5 protein-coding genes are annotated in these 4090 nt (G+C 61.0%); 4 read left to right on the top strand and 1 reads right to left on the bottom strand.

All coding sequences use genetic code 11. The features are described from left to right. Together HF921_RS11975 and HF921_RS11970 are read left to right on the top strand one after the other, a co-directional pair. A partial coding sequence (locus tag HF921_RS11975; RefSeq protein WP_264318206.1) for an NAD+ synthase occupies nt 1–1698 on the top strand: 1698 nt, incomplete at its 5' end. Next, nucleotides 1695–2033: a P-II family nitrogen regulator gene (locus tag HF921_RS11970; RefSeq protein WP_064219683.1), complete on the top strand. Its 339-nt coding sequence runs from the start codon at nt 1695–1697 to the stop codon at nt 2031–2033. The genes HF921_RS11975 and HF921_RS11970, both read left to right, overlap by 4 nt. A 44-nt stretch (nt 2034–2077) precedes the next feature. Here HF921_RS11970 and HF921_RS11965 read toward each other — a convergent pair whose 3' ends face one another. Next, nucleotides 2078–2830 (bottom strand): outer membrane protein assembly factor BamD, encoded by a 753-nt coding sequence (locus HF921_RS11965; protein WP_064219684.1) that lies wholly within the window; start codon nt 2828–2830, stop codon nt 2078–2080. A gap of 28 nt (nt 2831–2858) precedes the next feature. Here HF921_RS11965 and rluD point away from each other — a divergent pair, with 28 nt between their 5' ends. Next, on the top strand, nt 2859–3818 hold the full coding sequence (gene rluD / locus HF921_RS11960; RefSeq protein WP_215892902.1) for a 23S rRNA pseudouridine(1911/1915/1917) synthase RluD: 960 nt from the start codon (nt 2859–2861) through the stop codon (nt 3816–3818). Then, nucleotides 3808–4090, top strand: a 283-nt coding sequence (locus HF921_RS11955; protein WP_226834568.1) for a laccase domain-containing protein, incomplete at its 3' end; no start/stop codon positions are given. The genes rluD and HF921_RS11955, both read left to right, overlap by 11 nt.

The raw sequence follows: 4090 nt of genomic DNA, 5'->3' as shown, positions 1-4090 counted from the left end.
TTCCCCCGCCGATTTGGGCACCCGGGTGGCCGAGGTACTGGGGCGCTGATGCGCATCGCCCTGGCGCAAATCAACTGCCGGGTCGGCGATGTGGCGGGCAACGCCGATCGTCTGCTGGCCGCCGCTGCTGCGGCACAGGCCGCGGGGGCCGACCTGCTGGTGACACCGGAGTTGGCTCTCAGTGGTTATCCTCCGGAAGACTTGCTCTTGCGTGCAGACTTTTTGCAGGTCTGCGATGCTGCCTTGCAGCGTCTCGCGACAGAAGCGCCTCTGCCCATGTTGGTAGGGCATCCGCAACGTGAGCAGGAGCGTCTCTACAACAGTGCCAGTCTGCTGCGCGGGGGGCGGGTCGAGGCGGTTTATCACAAACACTGTCTACCGAATTATGCGGTATTTGATGAGGCGCGTTACTTCACGCCGGGGGCGCAGTCGCTGGTGTTTGCCTATGCCGGACTGCGGTATGGGGTGGCCATTTGTGAGGATGTCTGGCATGGGCCGGGAGTGGCGCACGCCGCCCAGGCCCAAGGCGCAGACCTGCTGCTGGTGCTGAACGCGTCGCCTTATCACCTGAACAAACAGCGTGCCCGGGAAGATCAGGTGGGTGCCCTGGCCGCCCAGTGTCATCTGCCCATCATTTATGTGAACCTGGTGGGCGGCCAGGATGAACTGGTCTTCGATGGCCAGTCCTTTGCGGTAGACCAGCATGGGCTGTTGGCGCTACGCGCATCCCAGTGTGAGGAGATGCTGGCGTTGCTGGATATCGACAAGGATCACGACGATATCCGTATACAGGCTGCCGGGCCACTGCGACCGCTGCCGGATGAGACCGCCGAAGTCTACGAGGTATTGCGTCTGGGCGTACATGATTATGTGGAAAAAAATGGCTTCCCTGGCGTGGTGCTGGGTCTGTCCGGCGGGGTGGACTCGGCGCTGACTCTGGCGATAGCGGTGGACGCCCTTGGTCCGGAACGGGTCCACGCCCTGATTATGCCCTCCCGCTATACGGCGGAGATGAGTATTGTGGACGCGCTGGCTGAGGCGCAGAGTATGGGGGTGCGCACCGACATCGTGTCCATCGAGGGGCCGTTCAACACCTATCTGGAGACGCTGGCACCGCTTTTTGCCGGACGCGCGGCCGATACCACGGAAGAGAATTTGCAGGCACGTACTCGCGCCGCGTTGCTCATGGCCTATTCCAACAAATTCGGCCATCTACTGCTGACCACGGGTAATAAGAGCGAGATTGCCGTTGGTTACGCGACCCTGTATGGCGATATGGCCGGTGGTTTTGCGGTGATCAAGGATTGCCCGAAGACCTTGGTTTATCGTCTCGCCCGTTACCGCAATAGCCTGGGTCCGGTGATCCCGGAGCGGGTGCTGACCCGGCCACCCTCGGCGGAGCTGGCGCCGGATCAGTGCGATCAGGACAGCCTGCCTCCTTATGAGGTCCTGGATGCCATTATTGCCGCTTATGTGGAAGAAGATCGCAGCGCTGCGGAGCTCGTTGCCGCCGGTTTTTCGGTGGAAACGGTGACACGGGTGCTAAGGCTTATTGACCGTGCCGAATATAAACGTCGTCAGGCGGCACCAGGCGTGCGGATCAGCGCCCGCGCATTCGGCAAGGATCGGCGTTATCCTATTACCAATGGTTACCATTCCTGGGAAGCCCTGTTGTCTGCAAGAGGAGTTCTGCGATGAAAAAAATTGAGGCGATCATTAAGCCCTTCAAACTGGATGATGTGCGCGAGGCTCTTCAGGAGTTGGGTCTGGCCGGCATGACGGTCACCGAGGTCAAGGGTTTTGGCCGTCAGAAGGGACATACGGAACTCTATCGTGGCGCGGAGTATGTGGTGGATTTCCTACCCAAGCTCAAGCTGGAGGTGGTGGTCAGCGATGATATGGCGGATCGCGCCATTGAAGCCATTGAGCTGGCGGCGCGGACCGGCAAGATCGGTGATGGTAAGATTTTCGTCAGTGCGGTGGATCGGGTGATACGCATCCGTACCGGAGAAGAGGGCGATGAGGCGGTCTGATGAGAATAATGGCGGGACGCTGATCGCCCCGCCGGAGTCTCCGCTTAGGGCTTCGCGCTACTGCCGAGATCAGAAAGATACTTGCTCTTCGGATAGTTATAGGCGAGTACGGAGGCAGTGGTCCGCGCCAGATTTGGCAGATTCAGATGCCGGTAGGAGCGCGCCAGATAATAGAGCGCCTCTTCCCGCGCGGGGCTCAGCTGGTAGCGGGTGATCACTGTATTGCAGCGGTTCGCCGCAGCGACATAAGCGTGACGCACATAGTAGAATTTGCAGATGTTCAGGTTGCGCTGGCCGAGGAGGTCGATGATCTTGGCCATGCGCAGGCGGGCATCAATGGCATAGGCACTGTCTGGCCAGCGTTTCGCCAGCGTGTCGAGGGTGCTGAAGGCCTCCTCGGCAGGTCTGGGGTTTTCCTCCACACCCTGAATGGCCTGGTAATAAGCGATGCCTTTCAGATACCAGGCGTAATCCACGTGAGGATTGGCCGGGTGCAGTTTGATGAAGCGCTCCGCCGCCGCCACCGCCGCCTTGGAATCCCCGCGCTGATAATAGCTGTATGCCGTATTGAGTTGCGCTTGTTCGGCGTAAGGGCCGTATGGGTAGCGGGTCTCGAGATCTTCGTACTGCTTAATGGCAGAGGTGTAGTCGCCGTGCTCCATGGCCTTTTGGGCGGGTTGGAACAGCGTCTCGGCAGACTCGTGGCGATCCGCAGAGCTGTCAGGTTTATTCGGGCTGCTGGCACAACCGGCGATCAGGGCGGTACAGCACAGGGATATCAGTATGCGTTTGCTCATGAAGGACAATAGTCTATAGTGGCGAACCATGAGCGACGATAGTACGGGTATTCCCATGATTTTGCCAGAGGAGCAGGCTGGCCAACGTCTCGATGCGGTGTTGAGCCAGTTGCTGCCGGAAACCAGCCGCAGTCGTATCCAGACCTTGGTGCGGGATGGCCGGATTCTGGTGGATGGTGTGGTCGAAAAGCCCAGCGCACGGATTCGCGGTGGTGAACAGGTAGAAATCAACTGGCCGGAGATCGAGCCCAGCACTTGGCTGGCCCAGGATTTGCCGCTGCATATTCTGTATGAAGATGCGGATATCCTCGTTGTGCACAAGCCGGCAGGGCAGCTTACCCACCCCGGCGCCGGTCATGCCGACGGCACGCTGGTCAATGCCGTGCTGGCCCATGTGCCGGATAATGCCTACCTGCCCCGCGGCGGCATTGTCCATCGGCTGGACAAGGACACTACGGGCCTGCTGGTGGTGGCGAAAAGCGAGATGGCGCGACAGTCACTGATCGACCAGCTCGGTGACCATACCATGCATCGCGAATATCTCGCGCTGGTGATGGGGCCGATGACCGGTGGTGGCCGGGTAGACGCGCCCATCGGCCGTCATGCTCACGACCGCCTGCGGATGAGCGTGCGCGATGACGGCCGACCGGCGCAGACCGAATATCGGTTGGTGGAGCGCTTCCCCCGCCATAGCTACCTGCGCCTGCGTCTGGCGACGGGGCGTACCCATCAGATACGTGTGCACATGACACACATCGGCCACCCGTTGGTGGGTGATCCGGTCTATGGGGGGCGGATGATGGTTCCGCAAGGGTTGGATGAGGTCGCGCTGGCCCATTGGCGGCAGTTCCGCCGCCAGGCTTTGCATGCCTGGCGTTTACGCCTCTACCATCCGGAAAGCGGGGCGCTGATGACCTGGGAAAGCCCGCTGCCTGAAGACATGACCGAATTGCTGACTCTGCTGCGCGATGCGCGTGATGGCCACTGAAGAGGCTGGTTATTGGGTGCCGGACTGGCCCGTGCCCTACGGGGTACGCAGTGCCATCACCGTGCGTAGCGGCGGTGTCAGTCAGGGCGCCTATGTATCGCTCAATCTCGGCGACCATGTGGGCGATGCGCCGGAGGCGGTGGCAAGGAATCGGGAACGGCTGCGGACCATGCTGGAATTGCCTGGCGAGCCCCGTTGGTTGCGGCAGGTGCATGGCACGGGGGTCGCCGCCCTGACGGTCGCGCCAGCGCGCGCTTTGGAAGCGGATGGCG

Source organism: Acidithiobacillus ferriphilus (assembly GCF_018854775.1).
GTDB lineage: Bacteria > Pseudomonadota > Gammaproteobacteria > Acidithiobacillales > Acidithiobacillaceae > Acidithiobacillus > Acidithiobacillus ferriphilus.
This window is presented reverse-complemented; position numbering and strand designations above follow the sequence as displayed.

Excerpts from the sequence above, each read along its gene's own strand:
- HF921_RS11970 (WP_064219683.1), top strand. The coding sequence starts at position 1,695 with ATGAAAAAAATTGAGGCGATCATTAAGCCCTTCAAACTGGATGATGTG.
- HF921_RS11965 (WP_064219684.1), bottom strand. The coding sequence starts at position 2,830 with ATGAGCAAACGCATACTGATATCCCTGTGCTGTACCGCCCTGATCGCC.
- rluD (WP_215892902.1), top strand. The coding sequence starts at position 2,859 with ATGAGCGACGATAGTACGGGTATTCCCATGATTTTGCCAGAGGAGCAG.